Source organism: Methylocaldum marinum (genome assembly GCF_003584645.1).
GTDB lineage: Bacteria > Pseudomonadota > Gammaproteobacteria > Methylococcales > Methylococcaceae > Methylocaldum > Methylocaldum marinum.
Map to the genome: position 1 here is coordinate 306,506 of NZ_AP017928.1, position 15,769 is coordinate 322,274.

Genomic DNA, 15,769 nt, shown 5'->3' on the forward strand with positions numbered 1-15,769 from the left:
GACTCTTGTATAAGCTTCGGTCGGTAGATACCCTTACCCTCCGGTCAAGTATAGACAAACGTATCAGCACGATGAGGAGTCAAATACAACGGCGCCTGGACGCCGTGCGCGAGCGGATTCGAGCGGCGGAGACCGCCGCCGGCCGGGGCCCGCGCTCGGTTCGCCTGATCGCCGTAAGCAAGACCCAGTCGGCGGAAGCGATCGCCGCCGCCTATTATTGCGGCCAGCGCGAATTCGGGGAGAACTACGTGCAGGAGGCCATAGCCAAGCAGGATACGCTTGCCCATTACGATATCGGCTGGCATTTCATCGGACCCATCCAATCCAACAAGACCAAGCTGATCGCGGCTCGTTTTGACTGGGTGCACAGTGTCGACCGCTTCAAGATTGCGGAGCGCCTGAGCGATCAGCGGCCGGGGGAATTGCCGCCGCTCAATATCTGCATTCAAGTCAACGTCAGCGGAGAATCGACGAAATCGGGTGTGGCCCCGGAGGAGCTCGAAGGCGTGATCGAAGCGGTCGCTGCGCTTCCGCGGCTTAGGGTTCGCGGCCTTATGGCAATTCCGGCGCCGACCGATGAAACCGATCTACAATGCGCATCGTTTCGGAGCTTGAGACTCGCCGCCGAGCGGCTCGGCCGATTCGGGCTGGATACATTGTCCATGGGGATGTCCGAGGATCTCGAAGCGGCGGTCGCGGAGGGCTCGACCATGGTACGCGTAGGTACGGCGCTGTTCGGACCCAGACCCCGTCGGGAGACGACGGCTTTCGATGCCGGGAGTGTGGCGAGCCGCTAATGCGGTTGTTGCCTCACGAGCGGTCGAGGCGTTTTTGGGGGCGTCTCTCGGTTTAGAATACTCCCGATTGTTCGGAGGTAATTTCAAATGAAAGAACAAGCTTTAGGGTTTATCGGGGCTGGAAATATGGCAGGCAGCCTGATCGGCGGTCTCATTTCGGACGGTTACCCGCCGGAGAATATTTCGGTTTCGGACGTAGACGCCGCCAAACTGAATGATCTGGCCACTCGATTCGGCGTACAGACCTTCGAAGACAACAAAGCGGTGGTCGCGCGTTCACAGACCGTATTGCTGGCGGTCAAACCGCAGGTTCTCGAGCAGGTGGTTCGGGATATCGCCGCTCCCGTGCGGGAGCGCGCTCCCTTGATTATCAGCATCGCCGCGGGCGTCCGCGAGGCCGCCATCGACGGCTGGCTGGGCGGCGGTGCGAGCATCGTGCGCTGTATGCCCAATACTCCGGCGCTGGTGCAGACGGGGGCCACCGCGTTGCACGCGAACGAGCGTGTGAGCACGGATCATAAAAGTCTGGCGGAAGCGATAGTCCGTGCCGTCGGTATCGCCGTGTGGGTGGACAGGGAGGAACTTCTGGATCTGGTGACGGCGCTGTCCGGAAGCGGACCGGCTTATTTTTTTCTGTTCATGGAGGCGATGGAGAACGCCGCGGCCGAAATGGGACTGGATGAAGCCACCGCTCGGCTTCTGACCCAGCAAACGGCTCTCGGGGCGGCGCGCATCGCCATCGAATCCGAAGATGGTCCGGCGGATTTGAGAAAACGGGTGACCTCGCCCGGGGGCACAACGGAACGAGCCGTAGAAGTATTCGAGAACGGAGGACTTCGCAGCCTGGTGTTTGATGCCATGAAGGCGGCAAATGCGCGTGCCGCGGAATTATCCAAGCAACTGGGAGGTTGACGATGTCTCCGGATTTTCTGGTGAATCCAGCCGTTTTTCTCATCGATACGCTGTTCAGCCTCTACATATTCGCGATATTGCTGAGATTTTTATTTCAGTGGGTGGAAGCCGATTACTACAACCCGATTTCACAGTTCCTGATCAAGATCACGCATCCCCCGCTTCGCCTGTTGCGCCGCTTCATTCCGTCCTTGGGTCGAGTCGACACCGCGTCGCTGGTGTTGATGCTGGGCCTGCAGATGCTGAGCGGTTTTCTGGTATTCCTCCTTCAAGGCACACCTATTACCTTCGCGGCCTTAAGTCTATGGGCCGTGGTGCAGCTCTTGGATTTGCTGTTCAACGTGTATTTCTTCGCCATCATCATCCGCGCAGTCCTGAGCTGGGTCAGTCCTGGAAGCTATAATCCGGCGGTTTCCCTGCTTTACAGTCTGACCGAGCCGCTGCTGCGTTCCAGTCGGCGACTTTTGCCCCCGATGGGCGGTATCGATCTTTCGCCGCTGATCCCCTTGATCGGAATACAACTCGCCAAAATGCTGGTGTTGCCGCCGCTACAGCAACTAACTACTTTGCTGAACTGACTTGAGTAATTGGTATACCTGGGACGGGCGGGTGTTGACCCTGAACGTCCATGTACAGCCTCGTGCCGGCAAGGACGAGATCGCCGGGTTGTATGGCGATAAACTCAAAATCCGCATCAAGGCGCCGCCCGTCGACGGCAAGGCGAACCAGCATTTGACCGAGTTCCTTGCGGACGTTTTCGGCGTCGCCAAACGCGACGTGGTTTTGCTGTCCGGCGAAACCGGCCGGGACAAACGCTTCAGAATCAGTTTTCCCAAACGTTGGCCGAAATGGTGGTCGGACCTTTCGAAAATGGACTGAATCTCGAATTGGTCTAAACTTTTTTCAACTATCCAAGAATTGCACTTTTATCCACTAGACGATCGGATCGAGAGTCGGAGATGAGCATCATTCATTTAGAAGACAAGCTGCGAGGCTACGGCGAGTGGCGTGAGCAACTGAGCCAGGCGGTTGAGCGATATCGGTCCTGGCTTGATCAATATGAATTGAACAGCGATGCCGTAAATGAAACACTGCTGGGCATGCTCGACAGCTTGCGCGCGGACCGCATCGTGCTCGCCTTCGCCGCCGAATTCTCACGAGGCAAGACCGAGCTGATCAATGCCTTGTTTTTCTCGGACACCGGGGTCCGGCTTCTGCCGTCGTCTCCAGGGAGAACCACCATGTGTCCCACCGAGATCTTTTATGATCCCGAGGGCGGGGCTTATATCCGACTCTTGGCGATCGAGAGCCGACTCAACCAGACGTCGCTCAGCGAATACAAACGAAACCCGCAGAGCTGGATGCAGATCGAACTGGATTGTGCATCGCCGGTCCAGATGCAGGAAGCTTTTCAAGAACTGACCGCAACCAAGCGCGTACCGCTGGAGGAGGCCAGGCAACTCGGTCTGTATAACGACGATATGCATCCCGGGCAAATCGTCGCACCGGAATTCGTCGAAATTCCGTGCTGGCGTCACGCCTTGATCAGTTTTCCGCATTACCTGCTGAAGCAAGGGCTCGCCATTCTGGACACGCCCGGGCTCAACGCACTCGGGGCGGAACCGGAACTGACCCTGCACATGCTACCGAGCGCCCAGGCCGTGATTTTCGTTGTCGCCGCGGATACGGGGGTTACCAAGAGCGATATGGACATGTGGTGCAACCATGTTCGCGGTTCCCGGCAAGGGCGGCAGACGAGAAGCGATCTGGCGGTAGTCATGAACAAGATCGATTCGATGTGGGGGGATTTGCACGGAGACGAAGTCATCGAAAAATCGATTCGTGCCCAGATCGATTCCGTGGCCAGAACCTTGGAAGTCGATACGTGCCTGATCTTTCCCTTGACCGCCAAGCAGGCTTTGCTTGCCAAAGTGAAAGGCGACGAAGAACTCTTGGAAAAGAGCCGTCTCCATCTTTTCGAAAAGTTTTTGGCCGAAAAAGTGGTGAATGAGAGGCAGAATCTCCTGATGGCCTCAGTCACCGAACGAATCGGACATTTGGTCGAAGAATCGACCGGTGTGCTGGAGGCTCATATAGCCGATACCGAGCGGCAGATAAACGATCTCCGGAACGTGGATGTCAATAATCGGGACAAGATCAAGCAATTGATGGTCGAGACCCGTGACCAGCAGAATGCCTATTTGGTCACCGTAAATCAATTTCAGTCCAGCCGCAGGGTGTTCACCGTGCAGGCCAAGGCTTTGGTCGAATCGCTGTCGCCCGAATTCATCGATGAAATCGTCAAGCGAACCCGGCGGCAGATGGCCGGAAGTCTGACGACGGTCGGGATGAAAGGGGTCATGGCGGGAGTTCTCGAAGAATTGAATGGGGTGCTCGTCAAATCGGTATCGAATTGCGAGGAAACGCGGAAGCTGGTGAAGGGCATATATGCCAAATTCCAGGACGAATACGGCTTTGCCGATCTCAAGGCACCGTCGCTCTCGCTCAAGAAATATCAGGCCGAACTGGAACGGCTATTCAAGGAAGGCGAGGCTTTTCGAGACAGCGCCTCGTCAACCCTGATGGAGCAGAGCATGGTCGTGGTAAAGCTTTACTCGACCATCATCGCACGCGCCCGAGAACTTTTTCTTCATGCCTACAAGGATGTGGTGACTTGGTCCGCCATGGCCCTTACGCCGCTCATTCACCAGATCCGGGATCATAAGCGCGTGATCGAAAGCAAACTGGACGTATTGCGCAAGATCAACGAGTCCAGTTACTCCCTGGATCAGGAAATTGCGACGCTGACACAGACATTGGAGCCTCTCCGTCGACAGTACGACGAACTTATGGCTATACGGCAAGCCATGCAACTGGATGAAGTCCGCTTCGAGGCCGACGGTGAGGATGACGCTTTTCATCCCGTGGAAGCGATGGTGGGTTAGAGGTCGGCGCGCCGGCTAAAAATCAAATCCCAAACTCCGTGGCCGAGTTTTTGTCCACGGCGTTCGAATTTGGTCAGAGCCCGGTGAGCCGGGCGAGGTGAAAATTTCGTCCTGCCCGCGACATTTTCTAGCCGATCGCACTGTTCGAGTACGTTCATCATGTGCCGAGCGTAGTCTTCCCAGTCCGTGGCGGCGTGAAAAAAACCGCCGCATTTGAGCTTGCGTGCCAGGAGATTGAGGAAGTCCGGGTTGACGAGCCGGCGTTTGTGATGGCGCTTCTTGGGCCACGGGTCCGGAAAAAACAGATTCACGCCCGATAGACTTTCGTCAGCGATGCAATGTGTCAGGATTTCGACCGCGTCTGCGCAAAAAATCCGCACATTGGTCAGTTCGCGTTCTTTGAGCTGCAGCAACAATTGCGCGACGCCGGGGCGGTGAACTTCTATCCCGATGAAATTGACCTGTGGCTGATCACTTGCGAGTTGCGCCAGGGTTTCGCCGTTGCCGAAGCCGATTTCGACGACCAGAGGCGCGCTCCGGCCAAAAATCGCCTCAAAATCGCACGGATCGACGGAATCTATACCATGGGCGGGCCAAAGAGTATCCATGGCTCTCTTTTGTGCAACGGTGAAACGACCTTGGCGGAGCGCGAAGCTGCGAATTCGGCGATGTTGCGCATCTCCAGCTTGCAACGAGATTTCGATGGTGGAATCGCTGGACTCAATCGGGCTATCTGTCATGGGTGGAATGTTTGATTTCGGTTTGCTTGCCGCAGGAATAGGAAGGAATGGAAGGATTTGTCCGATTATTTTAGCGGAACCGGCTTCAACTCGTGACCTGTTCCGCTGCGGATGTGTCACGGGCGCGCATTGTAAACGGTAATTCATGCCTGGCGGACAATAAAAAAACAATGGGCTTTTCGCGCTTAATCGACCTTTATCGGAAGACATTCGTACGCGTCATTCAAGATCGCTTTCGCTGCATGCTGGACGATTTGAATCTGGCGACGACGGTCCAAAATATCGAAAGCTTCGATCTCGCGTTACAGGATCATCTCGCCGATGTGTGGACTGCACTCCACCTCGACCAGGAGGCCGTTTCGGAAAGCCTTGCGCAGGAACTCTTGGGTTCTTTCGCGTTGTTTACGGATTTGCAGGATGCCGGCAAGCAAACATTTTACTCGGACGGCAGTGACCCGCCTCGCCGGTCCGATCAGATATTCGGCCATCGTCGGGTGGTCAGGTACGATGAGCATTTGGCTCGAAGGATACAGGACGTTGAGCTCCAACATCGAGTAAATCTGCGTCGGCTGAGCGAGACTTATGCGACTGCCGTCGGCCGAACGGTCGATTCCCTGCCACCCGTTCCCTGGAGTCCAAGTGCGACGCTAGACGCGTTGTTCAGGGTTCTCGACCGGATCGATGTTCCGGTCCATCAAAAGGTCCGTCTGGTTCTATATGAGAAATTTATCACGGACGTGCTTGCACATCTCGGCGAAGCCAGTCTTGTATTTCGGAACACCTTGGATGAAAGTTTGTCTCAGATGGGCGGCGGTGAACCGTCTGCGGGTGCAAAGAACTCAGGGTCTCGGCTTTCCGGCGGAATAGTGCCGACTGAAGATGAGTTGAAATTAGCAGCCGGCTCCAGGGTTGAAACAGTAATGCCAAAGAAGAGGGCGGAGGCCGGTGGTGGTGGCGCGAGGGCTATTTCGTTGACGAAGGATACGCAAGAAGGGCGACGACGAAAGCCATGGTTCTTTCGTTATGCTCATTTGCTGGGCTCCTTGATACTGACGATATTGCTTGCAGTGGCTGCCTGGCAGTTCGGTACGCGATTTGCCGAACATCGGCACGGACCTGTCGGGCAAAACGAGGCTGGCCGGCAGGCTGAATCGCGGGATTCGCATGAAGATGCCGTGCTTCCCAAGACGACTTCACGGAACTCGGACGTGGATAGCCCGCATCCGGAAAGTCCATCGTCCGAGGAGGCGGTGGAGTTCGCCGGGCGGTCGCCGGCGGTTTCGTACGTCCGAAGCAAGCACGAGGTTTTGCGAGGCGTCGAACTGACGGATTTTAGCTGGACTGTAGAGCCTTCCGAGCGAATGATGCTGTTCGACTTTTCTATTCGGAACGGTAGTGAGCGTCGGATCAGCAGAATCGAGGTCGTTTGTCTTCAGTACTCGGCGGACTTGGAAATGATCGGACCTTTAAAAGCGGTCCTACCGGACGTCATAGAGCCCAATACCACTCAAAGTTTCATGCAGATCCCTGCTGGATTCGCAGATTCCCGCGTCGACCGTGTCAGCTGCCTCATTCCCGATCTGGCCTTTGAATAGGTGCGAAGCTACTCACAAACCGACGGGTAGCTCGGCAACAGCGGTCGAATCGGAAACAGTGGTGAATGTTTCGCCTTTTCCTCCTACCAGACTCGTCTGTATACGCTGAGTGTCCGCACTTTTCTGTGCGGACACTCAGCCCGCCCAATCCGTCCACCGTCTTCCGCGTCATCACCTCTGGTAAACGCATTCGGCTTTCGCCCATACGCCTGCTAAAAGCTTAGCAAATTAGTCAAGAAAGATATTGCAAAGTCATGTCTAATCTCTAGAATATGCAAAATCATGCATATGTTACTTTACCGGTCCGTGTGTGGAGAAAGAAGAATGCATAATCGGGGGTTGTACTCGGCTTTCATTCATTCGCGGACATCGTCGAGCGAGGATTAAATGGCAGAACATGAATGGGATCGGGAGCAGGTGCAGGAGGTTATCCGTTCAAACAAAGATAAACCCGGCGCCTTATTGCCGATCCTGCACGGCATCCAAGACGCATTAGGGTATGTGCCGCCGGACAGCGTTCCGCTGATTGCCGGGGCACTGAACCTCTCCCGTGCCGAAGTCCACGGCGTCATCAGTTTTTATCATTACTTCCGCAGTACGCCGCCGGGCAAGCGCACCATCTACCTGTGTCGGGCCGAGTCGTGCCAGGCCATGGGTTCCGCGGCTTTGGAATCTCATGCCAAGGACCGGTTGAATATCGATTACCACGAAACGACCGGTGACGGTACGTTCAGCCTGGAGCCCGTCTATTGTCTCGGAAACTGCGCCTGCTCCCCATCGATCATGATCGGAAAGGATGTCTACGGGCGTGTGACGGCCGATTCGTTCGACGACATAATCGAGAATATGCAGGTTGATGCTCAATGACGACAGTTTACATTTCCAGAGACTCCGGCGCGCTGTCCCTCGGCGCGGAGCAGGTTGCAGCCGCGCTGCGGGCCGAAGCGGCCAAGCGGAATATCCATTGCAATCTCGTTCGTAACGGTTCCCGTGGCATGTATTGGCTGGAGCCGCTCGTGGAAGTGGCTACCGATCGCGGCCGTATCGCCTACGGTCCGGTGCGGGTCCGTGATGTACCTTCCTTGTTCGAGGCGGATTTCCTTCAGGGCGGCTCCCATCCGCTGCGCCTTGGGCCGACCGATGAAATCCCCTATTTCAAAAATCAGGAGAGACTGACCTTTGCCCGTGTAGGTGCTACCGATCCCGTCAGCCTGGAAGACTACCTGACTTACGAGGGCTACCGGGGTCTGCGTCGTGCCCTGGATATGGCGCCCTCGGCCATCGTCGACGAGGTCACCAACTCGGGCCTGCGCGGGCGGGGCGGCGCGGCTTTTCCGACCGGCATCAAATGGCGTACGGTGTTGAATACGCCTTCTGATATCAAATACATCGTCTGCAATGCCGATGAGGGTGACTCGGGTACTTTCTCCGATCGGATGATCATGGAGGGCGATCCCTTCGTTCTGATCGAAGGCATGACCATCGCCGGACTCGCGGTGGGTGCGGCCCAGGGCTACATCTATCTGCGCGTCGAATATCCGCACGCCCATCGCGCTCTGACCGAAGCGATCGAGGCGGCATATCGGTCCGGCTACTTGGGTAAAGACATTCTCGGCAGCGGCAAGCGCTTCGATCTCGAAGTGCGCTTGGGTGCCGGCGCGTATGTATGCGGCGAGGAGACCTCTCTTCTCGAGAGTCTCGAAGGCAAGCGGGGCCTGGTTCGGTTCAAACCGCCGCTGCCGGCCATCGAAGGGCTGTTCGGACAGCCGACCGTCATCAATAACGTCATTTCGCTGGCTTCGGTGCCGATCATCCTGGACAAAGGCGGTGAATACTATCGCGATTACGGCATGGGGCGCTCGCGCGGCACGTTGCCGATTCAGTTGGCGGGCAATATCAAGTATCCGGGATTGATCGAGAAAGCTTTCGGCGTGACATTGCGGGAAATCCTGTACGACTATGGCGGCGGCTCCGCCAGCGGACGGCCGATTCGCGCCGTTCAGGTCGGAGGCCCCTTGGGCGCCTACCTGCCGGAATCCCGGTTCGATACGCCGCTGGACTACGAAGCGTTTTCCGCTATTTGGGCGGTGCTCGGTCACGGTGGCGTGGTAGCTTTCGACGACACCGTAGACATGGCCCGAATGGCCCGCTACGGGATGGAGTTCTGTGCCGTCGAATCCTGCGGCAAGTGTACGCCCTGCCGCATCGGATCGACCCGCGGCGTGGAAGTGATCGACAAGATCATGAGCGGAATTGACCGGGAGAAAAACCTGGTGCTCCTGCGGGATCTTTCAGACACCCTGCTGAACGGATCGCTCTGTGCGCTGGGTGGCATGACGCCTTACCCGGTGTTGAGCGCCCTCAACCATTTTCCCGAGGATTTCGGCGTCTCAGCGGCAGAAAAAGTTGCCTAGACGGTACGGTGCGCTCGGCGCACCGGAGCTTTGCGGTGCGAAAATCGCGCCAACGACTACGATTCAGGAGTTATCCCATGGCACTACGTGATAACGATTTCGGCACACCTCCAAGCCAGTCCGACAAGCTGGTCACGCTGGAAATCGACGGCTTCAGCGTAACCGTACCGGAGGGTACCTCGGTTCTTAGAGCCGCGGCCAGTATCGGCATCCAGATCCCGAAACTGTGTGCCACCGATAGCCTGGAACCATTCGGTTCCTGCCGTCTATGCCTGGTGCAGATCGAGGGCGGACGCGGACTGCCCGCTTCCTGCACCACGCCCGTGGCGGAAGGCATGAAGGTTTGTACCCAGAACGAGCGACTGGCCAAAGTTCGTCGCGGTGTGATGGAGTTGTATATCTCCGATCATCCGTTGGATTGCCTAACCTGTTCCGCCAACGGCAATTGCGAATTGCAGGATATGGCCGGCGCCGTCGGTCTTCGGGAAGTTCGCTACGGCTACGAGGGCGAGAACCATCTCAAAGCGGAAAAGGACACCAGCAATCCCTATTTCGCCTTCGATCCTTCCAAATGTATCGTGTGCTCGCGCTGCGTGCGCGCCTGCGAGGAAGTGCAGGGCACCTTCGCCTTAACCCTGGACGGCCGGGGCTTCGACTCGACAGTTTCACCCGGCCAGGACCAGGCGTTCATGGAGTCCGAGTGCGTTTCGTGCGGCGCATGCGTGCAAGCCTGCCCGACTGCGACGCTGATGGAAAAGTCCGTCATCGAGAAGGGGCAGCCGGAGCACAGCACCGTGACGACCTGCGCTTATTGTGGTGTGGGCTGCTCGTTCAAGGCGGAGATGAAGGGGTCCGAAGTGGTGCGCATGGTGCCGAACAAAGATGGCCACGCCAACCACGGCCACTCCTGCGTCAAGGGCCGGTTCGCTTTCGGTTATGCTACGCACAAGGACCGAATTACGACTCCGATGATTCGGAAGAGTATTCACGATCCCTGGCAGGTTGTGTCCTGGGAAGAAGCGATTAGTCATGCCGCCTCCGAATTCAAGCGCATACAGTCCAAGTATGGGCGCTATTCGGTGGGTGCGCTCACCTCCAGCCGCTGCACCAATGAAGAGACCTTCCTGGTGCAAAAGCTGGTGCGCGCGGCTTTCGGCAACAATAATGTAGACACTTGCGCGAGAGTGTGCCATTCGCCTACCGGCTACGGTCTCAAGCAGACCTTGGGCGAGTCCGCCGGCACCCAAACCTTCGATTCGGTCAGGAAGGCCGACGTCATCATGGTAGTCGGCGCCAACCCCACCGATGGCCATCCGGTGTTCGGCTCGATGATGAAACGCCGCATCCGTGAAGGCGCCAAGCTGATCGTGGCCGATCCCCGAGATATCGATCTGGTGAAATCCGCGCACGTGAAAGCGGATTATCATTTGAAATTGCGTCCTGGCACTAACGTCGCCTTGATCAATGCCTTGGCTCACGCGGTTGTTACCGAGGGGCTGGCGAACGATGCTTTCGCCATGGAACGCTGCGAACCAGCCTCATACGAGAAGTGGAAGTCCTTCGTCAGCGAGGAGCGCAACTCGCCAGAAGCCACGGAATCGGTCACCGGCGTACCGGCGGCGACGGTGAGGGCGGCAGCGAGGCTTTATGCCACCGGCGGCAATGCCGCGATTTACTACGGCCTTGGCGTCACCGAACACAGCCAGGGTTCCACAACCGTTATCGGCATCGCCAACCTGGCGATGGCCACCGGCAACATTGGCCGGGAGGGCGTCGGCGTAAATCCCTTGCGTGGACAGAACAATGTCCAGGGATCCTGTGACATGGGGTCGTTCCCGCACGAGTTTCCGGGTTATCGCCACGTCTCCGATTTCGAAACCCGTGCCCAGTTCGAATCCGCCTGGGGCGTCACCCTGGAGTCGGAACCCGGGCTGCGTATTCCGAACATGTTCGGCGCCGCGCTGGACGGCAGCTTTAAGGGGCTTTACTGCGAAGGTGAGGATATCGCGCAGTCCGATCCCGACACCCAGCATGTTCATGCCGCTCTGCAAGCGATGGAATGCGTCGTAGTGCAGGACCTGTTTCTGAACGAAACCGCCAAATTCGCCCATGTGTTTCTGCCGGGCGCATCCTTCCTGGAAAAGGACGGCACTTTTACGAATGCCGAGCGTCGTATTTCACCGGTACGGAAGGTCATGCCGCCGCTGGCCCGCTACGAGGACTGGGAAGTGACCCAGATGCTTTCGAACGCCTTGGGTTACCCGATGACGTATTCGCATCCGTCCGAGATCATGGACGAGATCGCACGACTGGTGCCGACTTTTACCGGCGTCAGCTTTGCAAAGCTCGACGAACTCGGCAGCGTGCAATGGCCGTGCAACGAGACCGCGCCCAACGGTACGCCGACCATGCACATCGAGCAGTTCGTGCGCGGCAAAGGACGTTTCATGCTGACCGAATACGTGCCGACCCAGGAGCGGACCAGCAGCCGCTATCCGCTGATCCTGACCACGGGCCGCATCCTGTCCCAGTACAATGTAGGTGCGCAGACCCGGCGTACCATGAATTCGGTCTGGCATTCCGAGGATCGTTTGGAAATCCATCCGCACGATGCGGAACAGCGTGGCATCGGGGAAGGAGATTGGGTGGGTGTCAAGAGCCGCTCCGGGGAGACTGTTCTCAGGGCTACTCTCACCGAAAGGGTTCAGCCGGGCGTGGTGTACACTACTTTTCATTTCCCGGAATCAGGCGCGAATGTGATTACCACAGACAATTCAGATTGGGCGACAAATTGTCCGGAATATAAGGTAACCGCGGTGCAGGTTACCAAGGTTACCGAGCCGTCGGAATGGCAGCGCCGGTACCGGCAGTTCTCGGAAGAGCAATTGGCGCTACTGGAACAGCGTTCGGTCACTACCGGCTGAGGATGCGGTATGGGCGTTCTTGCGTCCGAGATGGGCTGGCCGAGTTACCAAGTCAGTGCGGTCGAGCGCTGGCGTGGCGACGAGCATGCCAATCAGGAAGATTGTATTGCCGAGGAGGCGCCAATTGCCCTGATGTATAACGGCGAACCGCACGTGGTGATGCTGGCGACCCCGCTCGACCTGGAGGATTTCGCTCTGGGCTTCAGCCTGACCGAAAATATCGTCGCATCGCCGCGCGAGGTGGAGTCGGTTCGGATTTACCGCCGCGCCGAGGGGATCGAAGTTCGCCTTCGCATACCCGAGGCGCGTTGCGCGAATGCTGCGGAAAAAGGGCGCAATCTCGCCGGGCGGACCGGTTGCGGTCTGTGCGGTGCGCGCACTCTGCAGCAGGCAATGCGCAGGCCGGCTCCCGTAGGGCGGGGAGTGGAAGTCTCGTCGCAGGAGCTGGAACGGGCGCTGGGCGAGCTGTCGGACCATCAAAGACTCAACCGTATCACCGGGGCGGTACATGCGGCGGCGTGGGCAGTACCGGGGCAGGGTATACGATCGGTCAGGGAAGATATAGGCCGGCATAATGCGTTGGACAAGCTGATCGGCGGGTTGGCGAGGCGAGATATCGATTTCGCTACCGGCTTTGTGCTTGTCACCAGTCGCGCCAGCTACGAGATGGTTCAAAAATGCGCTTCCGTCGGCATCGGGTTCCTGGCTGCAATTTCGGCCCCCACCGGTCTTGCGGTGCGCTTGGCCGAAGACACGGGTGTCACGCTGGTCGGTTTCGCCCGAGGGGAGAACCACGTGGTTTACGCGAATCCACAGCGCTTGCTGCACGGTCAGGCTTGAAGCATCCATTCCGCAGAGCTTTCGTTCTTTCCAGCAAGAAAATCATGAATATCGAGAATTTGGTAAAAATGGCCAATGACATTGGCAATTTTTTCAATGCGGAGCCGGACAGATCCGCCGCGATACACGGAATCGCCGATCATATCAGGCGGTTCTGGGACCCACGAATGCGCAAGGCCATCATTGCACACCTTCAAGAAGGCGGAATTGGCCTCAATGAGCTTCCGCAGGCGGCTTTAGCTGAACTCGCGAATGAAACCGTTGCACTACGCGAATCGGGCGACGGCTGAGGCGCGCCGAGTTCAAGGCATCGGCGGATCGGCTCGGGAAGCTCCGATTTTTCCCCTTGTCGGCGTCAACGGTTTGGACGCCGTCTCCGCCGCCTAACCCTCTTCCCTAGCGAACGGCTCAATTTCCGGGCTTCCTTAATGCGCAGAAGTCAGAGCATAGGGCTCCGGAGAAACCTGAGTGGAGCGGCCGAGGACCAGGTCGGCCAGAAGCCGGGCTGAAGCCGGAGCCATGGCGAAACCGTTACGGAAGTGGCCGCAATTGAAAAGTAGATTCTGGATTTCCGGGTGCCGGCCGATATAGGGAATGCCCGTGGGCGAGCCGGGCCGTAGTCCCGCCCAGTGTTTTTCGATGGAGCAGGTGCGGAGTGCCGGGAGTGTGCCATAGGCGAACTCCAGGAGCTCGGAACGCGCGGATTCGGTTACGCTCTTGTCGAAGCCGACATGCTCGAGCGTGCTGCCCGCTAAAATTTTCCCGTCTTTCCGCGGTATCAGGTAGTGATCCCGGTTAAGGACCATGTGCCCGAGCAGTCCGGGCCGAGCCGAAAAAATGATCATTTGTCCTTTCACCGGTTCCACGCCCGGTCGCGGCAGGGAAAAGAAGCGGTCACTCATGGCTCCCGACCAGGCTCCCGCAGTAATGACATATTGGTCCGCGGAGTACGTTTCGCCCCCGCACTCGACGCGGGTGATCCTGGTCCCGTCCACGGCAATCTCGCTGACCGAGCGGTGTTCCGAAATCTGCGCACCGGCTGCCAGTAATTCGGACTGCAATGCGCGGAGCAGCCGCGGGTTTCTGACTTGGGCGATCTCGGGCAGAAAGATGGGCGCGCCGGGCATAAGCTGAATCGACGGTTCCAGTTCATGGAGGCTTGAGAGATCAGGCCGTTCATAGGCGATTCCGCAGCTTTCGCACCAAGTTTCGGCGCGATGTTCGTCATCACAATCGGCAATCAGTAACCCGCTTTTTCGCCATTCCGGATCAATTCCGGTGCTGTGTCGCAGGGATTCGGTCAGCTCGGAATATTCAGCATGGCTCCGAAGCCAGAGCTGCACAATCGGTTCCGCGGCTCGCCAGGGATAAAGCGGACTGAGTATGCCGCCGCCAGCCCAAGAGGATTCCCGCCCGATCAATTGCCTTTCCAGGATGAGGACTCGTGCCCCGGCCTTCATAAGTTCGCGCGCGGTCATCAGTCCGATGACTCCACCGCCGATGATGATGATGTCCGTCATACTTGAATACCCGGTGGGTCGAAAGTCGTTCTTGACGTATTTGTTTGGTGCGGCGCCCGGATATCGGGCCGTTCAATATGTAATTCGCTGGAGACATGCATGCGAAGCTTGCTATATTTCGGTCCACCGACTTCCCCGCGTCATGTCGGCGTAGTGCCGGGCTTTGGCGGGGGAAATGAAATTGACTAGAGGAACATCGATGCTTTGGAACAAAAGTTTTTCCGCCTCGTTTATTTTACTTTCTTTCTTTCCGGGTGTTTCATCCGGGCTGGTAGTCGATATCCAGGGTACCCGGCTTGAACCGCAAGCATTCGGGGAAAGCTGCGTCAATATCTCCGGCGACTATCGCGGCGTCAGAATCGAGGCGTCAGAATCGAGGCGGACAAGCCGGGCCAAATTCCGAGAATTTGCTACAACTCATCACGGCAGAATTCTATCAGTATCGCGAATGCAACTTTTGTTGCCAAGCCGCCGGCGAAACAGGAAGTGGTGATCAGATTCGAGCATGAATTTCCCCCCGGTATCAATGGAAAGATCATGGCGCGCACCAAGTTGCAGGGATTTTTCGCTACCGGCAGCGGCGTCGGAGTTCCTACCGGCGACAAACTGACGCTGCATACCTACTTCTCGCAGGGCGGCACGGATGACGCCATTTCAGCGCCTTTGGAATTCACCGTGGGCGAACTGATGGATTCCGCATTACTGGATTATTCCGTCAAGAAGCAGTACTTGGCCGCGGGGGCGCGGTCGTTGAAAGGGATTCTAAGAATCGAGTTTACCGAAGCGGAGCACAAGCTGGCCTTACCGGAAAAGTGCCTGGTTTCGCTCGATACCGGTTCCACGTTCGAAGACAAGCTGGATACCATGGAGGCATGGGAGGATGACGATGCAGCCCCGGAATCTCCGGAACTCATAGGACCTGAAGAGCAAATCCTGCCGACTGCGCCGGGCATGTCCGACGACGCTTTGCCCGAATTACGGTCTGACTCGGGCCGAGCGACGGCGATTCCCATCGATAACAAGGCGACTGCAGAGCAGGAGTTGTTTTCGCCGAACGAACTCACGCCCGAAATACCGTAACA

Annotated in this window: 15 protein-coding genes; 13 read left to right on the forward strand and 2 right to left on the reverse strand. The window is 57.4% G+C overall.

The annotated features are described in order from the left end of the window. Positions 1-71: 71 nt before the first annotated feature. The 5 genes from sS8_RS01450 to sS8_RS01470 all read left to right on the forward strand — a co-directional run bounded on the left by sS8_RS01450 (position 72) and on the right by sS8_RS01470 (position 4,654). Entirely contained in the window at positions 72-797 is a 726-nt protein-coding gene (locus sS8_RS01450) for a YggS family pyridoxal phosphate-dependent enzyme (protein WP_119628097.1), read from the forward strand. Between the two features lie 87 nt (positions 798-884). Beyond that, positions 885-1,709, forward strand: coding sequence for a pyrroline-5-carboxylate reductase (gene proC, locus sS8_RS01455; RefSeq protein WP_119628098.1), 825 nt, complete (start codon positions 885-887; stop codon positions 1,707-1,709). A 2-nt stretch (positions 1,710-1,711) separates the two neighbouring features. Then, positions 1,712-2,287 carry a YggT family protein gene (locus sS8_RS01460; RefSeq protein WP_119628099.1) on the forward strand — a complete coding sequence of 192 codons (576 nt, stop codon included), beginning with the start codon at positions 1,712-1,714 and terminating at the stop codon, positions 2,285-2,287. Position 2,288: 1 nt separating this feature from the next. Next, positions 2,289-2,588 (forward strand): DUF167 family protein, encoded by a 300-nt coding sequence (locus sS8_RS01465; protein WP_119628100.1) that lies wholly within the window; start codon positions 2,289-2,291, stop codon positions 2,586-2,588. Positions 2,589-2,668: 80 nt separating this feature from the next. After that, entirely contained in the window at positions 2,669-4,654 is a 1,986-nt protein-coding gene (locus sS8_RS01470; RefSeq protein ID WP_119628101.1) for a dynamin family protein, read from the forward strand. On the opposite strand, the gene trmB is transcribed toward sS8_RS01470, so the two are convergent. Beyond that, positions 4,651-5,541: a tRNA (guanosine(46)-N7)-methyltransferase TrmB gene (gene trmB / locus sS8_RS01475; protein WP_331852276.1), complete on the reverse strand. Its 891-nt coding sequence runs from the start codon at positions 5,539-5,541 to the stop codon at positions 4,651-4,653. The genes sS8_RS01470 and trmB overlap by 4 nt on opposite strands. 95 nt (positions 5,542-5,636) lie before the next feature. On the opposite strand from trmB, the gene sS8_RS01480 reads away from it, so the two are divergent. The 6 genes from sS8_RS01480 (at position 5,637) to sS8_RS01505 (ending at position 13,457) form a co-directional block, all read left to right on the forward strand. Beyond that, positions 5,637-6,989, forward strand: a complete 1,353-nt coding sequence (locus tag sS8_RS01480) for a hypothetical protein (protein WP_145986372.1) — start codon at positions 5,637-5,639, stop codon at positions 6,987-6,989. Between the two features lie 387 nt (positions 6,990-7,376). Further along, complete coding sequence (locus sS8_RS01485; RefSeq protein WP_119628104.1) at positions 7,377-7,856, forward strand: formate dehydrogenase subunit gamma; 480 nt, start codon at positions 7,377-7,379, stop codon at positions 7,854-7,856. Further along, complete coding sequence (locus tag sS8_RS01490; protein ID WP_119628105.1) at positions 7,853-9,403, forward strand: formate dehydrogenase beta subunit; 1,551 nt, start codon at positions 7,853-7,855, stop codon at positions 9,401-9,403. The genes sS8_RS01485 and sS8_RS01490 overlap by 4 nt, the downstream gene beginning before the upstream one ends. A 77-nt stretch (positions 9,404-9,480) precedes the next feature. Beyond that, on the forward strand, positions 9,481-12,327 hold the full coding sequence (gene fdhF / locus sS8_RS01495; RefSeq protein WP_119628106.1) for a formate dehydrogenase subunit alpha: 2,847 nt from the start codon (positions 9,481-9,483) through the stop codon (positions 12,325-12,327). Positions 12,328-12,336: 9 nt separating this feature from the next. Continuing rightward, the gene (fdhD, locus tag sS8_RS01500; RefSeq protein ID WP_119628107.1) at positions 12,337-13,167 is read left to right on the forward strand and encodes a formate dehydrogenase accessory sulfurtransferase FdhD; all 831 of its coding nucleotides are present in this window, start codon (positions 12,337-12,339) and stop codon (positions 13,165-13,167) included. Between the two features lie 44 nt (positions 13,168-13,211). Beyond that, positions 13,212-13,457, forward strand: coding sequence for a formate dehydrogenase subunit delta (locus sS8_RS01505; RefSeq protein ID WP_119632562.1), 246 nt, complete (start codon positions 13,212-13,214; stop codon positions 13,455-13,457). A 135-nt stretch (positions 13,458-13,592) separates the two neighbouring features. Here the strand turns inward: sS8_RS01505 and thiO are convergent, their stop codons facing one another. Beyond that, positions 13,593-14,687 carry a glycine oxidase ThiO gene (gene thiO, locus sS8_RS01510; protein WP_119628108.1) on the reverse strand — a complete coding sequence of 365 codons (1,095 nt, stop codon included), beginning with the start codon at positions 14,685-14,687 and terminating at the stop codon, positions 13,593-13,595. Positions 14,688-14,886: 199 nt separating this feature from the next. Here thiO and sS8_RS27510 point away from each other — a divergent pair, with 199 nt between their 5' ends. Continuing rightward, positions 14,887-15,180, forward strand: a complete 294-nt coding sequence (locus sS8_RS27510) for a hypothetical protein (protein WP_145986373.1) — start codon at positions 14,887-14,889, stop codon at positions 15,178-15,180. A 44-nt stretch (positions 15,181-15,224) separates the two neighbouring features. Further along, a complete protein-coding gene (locus sS8_RS01515) occupies positions 15,225-15,767 on the forward strand; it encodes a hypothetical protein (protein WP_145986374.1) in 543 nt (180 codons plus the stop codon). Positions 15,768-15,769 lie beyond the last annotated feature (2 nt).